Consider the following 2,725-nt stretch of genomic DNA (forward strand, 5'->3'; position numbering starts at 1 on the left):
CTGGCAGACAGGGTGCGGCGCACCCGCTGCTGGTAGTAGTCGGGCAACCGCTCCAGGGCCAGGTCGGTCTGCTGAGATGGGCTGCCCAGTGCGACCGGACCGAGGTCTTGGGCCAGGCCCCGATAGATCGTGACCATGCCGTCCTGCTCGCCGACGTAGTACTGCGTCTGGCTCCAGCCCCACGCAAACCAGCCCACGGCTGCGAGCACCGCGAGCACGCCGGCGGTCGCGAGGATCCGCCGCAGCCAGATCAACGCGGGATGGGTGGGGCCTTCCTCGGCCAGGACTGGGCCGTCGTGGGCCGGGGTGTGCCCCGCTGCCTCGCGGGAGAGCATCGCCGCCTTCTCGGCGGCGGTGGGCGAGGCGCTGCCGCGGCGGCCCCGTCGTTCGCTCGCGGCCCCCACCACCTGCGCCTTGGTCGTCCCGTCGCCGGAGGACACGGCGTCGGCGACGATGACGGTCACGTTGTCGCGGGTGGAGGCCCGCAGTGCGAGATCGATCAGCTGGTCGGCGACCTGGCCGGGGGTGCGGTCGGTCTGGGACAAGATCTCGCCGACCGTCTCCTCGGCGGCATAGTCGGTCAAACCGTCGCTACAGATCAGGAGCCGGTCACCCAGGCTCAGCTCGCGCAGCGACAGGTCGGGGTAGTCCTCGGGGCGGCCGGTAAAGACGCGGGTGACCAGGGAGCGCTGCGGGTGGTGCAGCGCCTCCTCCTTGCCGATCCTGCCCTCGTCGAGCAGCTTCTGGACAAAGCTGTGGTCCTTGGTGATCTGGGTGAGACGCCCAGCGCGCAACAGGTAGGCACGGGAGTCGCCAATGTTGGCGACGGCCAGCTTGGACCCGGCGCGCAGCATCGCGATGCAGGTGGTGCCCATACCGTCGGAGTCGGGATAGACGTCCATCACGTCCGCGAGCCGGTTGTTGGCCTCCTCCAACGCCCTCTCCAGGATGTCGAGCGCATCGTCGGCGCCGTGCGACTCCCCGTCCAGGTGGGCCAGCTCGCCGACCACCAACGAGGACGCGACGTCCCCCGCGGCATGTCCGCCCATCCCGTCGCAGAGCACCAGCAGCTCCGGCCCCGCATAGGCGGAGTCCTCGTTGCGGGACTTGCTGCCCAGCCCGACGTCGGAGCGGGCGGCGTAGCGCAGGGAGACGGGCATGGTCAGCGTCGCAGTTCGATGACGGTCTGGCCGATCCGGATCTGTGCACCGGGGTCCAGCCGGGCCCCAGTGGTGATCCGCGCGCCGTTCACCTCGGTGCCATTGGTCGAGCCGAGGTCGTCGGCATACCAGGCGTCGGTGCCGGGGTAGATGCGCAGGTGGCGGCCGGAGGCGTAGTCGTCGGTGAGCACGAGCGAGCACTCCGGGTTGCGCCCGATGAGCACGCCCGCGTCGTGCAGCGGGATCGTGGTGCCGCGCAGGCGGCCTTCGGTGACGACGAGGTGCGTGGGAGCGCTCTTGCGTTGCTTGCGCTCGGTGCGGCTCTCGCGGGACCGAGCTGGGCCGGCGTTGCGGCTCAGGACCCGCGTGCCGTAGAGGTCGCCCCGCAGCGCGCCGACCACGGAGAAGATGAAGGCCCACAGCAGCACGATGACGCCGAGCCGGACGAGGTTGAGGGTCAGCTCCCCCATCAAGTCTCCAGGCGGAAAGTCAGATGGGTGCGGCCAAGGGTGATCCGGTCGTTGTTGCGCAACTCCTCGCTGCCCACCTGCTCCCCGTTGAGGTAGGTGCCGTTGGTCGACCCAAGGTCGCGCAGGATGACCTGTAGGTGCGGGCCGTCGTGGGTGATGCGCACCTCGGCGTGCCGACGCGAGATACCCGGGTCGTCGATGGTCACGTCGGCGCTCTCGTCGCGGCCCAGGGTGGTGACAGCGGCGCGCAACGGCACGGGCCGCCCGTTGACCTCCAGGGATGGCCGGGCATCGCGGGCCCGGGGCTCGGGCGTCGAGAACTGGCGGGTGTGCCCGCCGGCCCGGGTCGGCACATAGCTGTCGGCGGCGCCCGCTGCGGGGACGGGGCGACGGTAGGCAGCTTGCGGGTCGCTTGCGTCGGCTTCAGGCTCGGGCTGGAGGCGCTCGTTGCGCGGTGTCGCCTTGGCATACTCCCGGGCGGAGGCCCCGCCTCGCTTGTCCCGGCCGTCCTTGGCGGCGGCCGCGACGCGGAAGATGCCGGTGTCCAGGTCGTCGCCGGCGGTGAGTTGCACCTCAAACGGTCCGGGTGCGACATACCGCTGCGCGTCAGCGTGATCCTCCGCCGCGGCGACGAGCTCGTCGGTCAGCGCACGGGAGAAGGAAGCCAGGCGCTCGTGGTCGCTCTCGGCCAGCTGGATGGTGAAGACGTTGGGCACCATGGTGCGGCCGGGGCCGAGGACAGCGGCGCGGTCGTCCATCGCGTCGCGCATCGCGGACGCGATCTCCACCGGCTGCACCTCGGCCTTGAAAACGCGCGCGAAAGGCTGCTTGACCGCACGCTCGAGCCCCCGCTCGAGCCTGTCGAACACTCCCACGGCCTCTCCTTCGTTCACGTCGTACCCCTCGGGGCAGGCACGATGCCCGGACCGATCGTACTTTGCGGTACTGCAAAGACCCTGCATCACCGGCCCGCTCGATGATTTCTGGGGCACCCCCGGCCCGTGTTAATCTTGCTCGGCACTCGCGCGAGTGGCGGAATAGGCAGACGCGCACGGTTCAGGTCCGTGTGCCCGAAAGGGCGTGGGGGTTCAACTC

3 protein-coding genes are annotated in these 2,725 nt (G+C 70.4%); all 3 read right to left on the reverse strand.

The features are described from left to right. A partial coding sequence (locus Q4P07_RS14180; protein ID WP_303375563.1) for a PP2C family serine/threonine-protein phosphatase occupies positions 1–1,160 on the reverse strand: 1,160 nt, incomplete at its 3' end. A gap of 2 nt (positions 1,161–1,162) precedes the next feature. After that, positions 1,163–1,630 (reverse strand): FHA domain-containing protein, encoded by a 468-nt coding sequence (locus Q4P07_RS14185; protein ID WP_303375564.1) that lies wholly within the window; start codon positions 1,628–1,630, stop codon positions 1,163–1,165. Further along, positions 1,630–2,505, reverse strand: a complete 876-nt coding sequence (locus tag Q4P07_RS14190; RefSeq protein ID WP_303375565.1) for a DUF3662 and FHA domain-containing protein — start codon at positions 2,503–2,505, stop codon at positions 1,630–1,632. Before Q4P07_RS14190 ends, Q4P07_RS14185 begins: the two co-directional genes overlap by 1 nt. Positions 2,506–2,725 lie beyond the last annotated feature (220 nt).

The organism is Ornithinimicrobium sp., assembly GCF_030537745.1.
In the GTDB taxonomy this organism is placed as follows: Bacteria; Actinomycetota; Actinomycetes; order Actinomycetales; family Dermatophilaceae; genus Ornithinicoccus.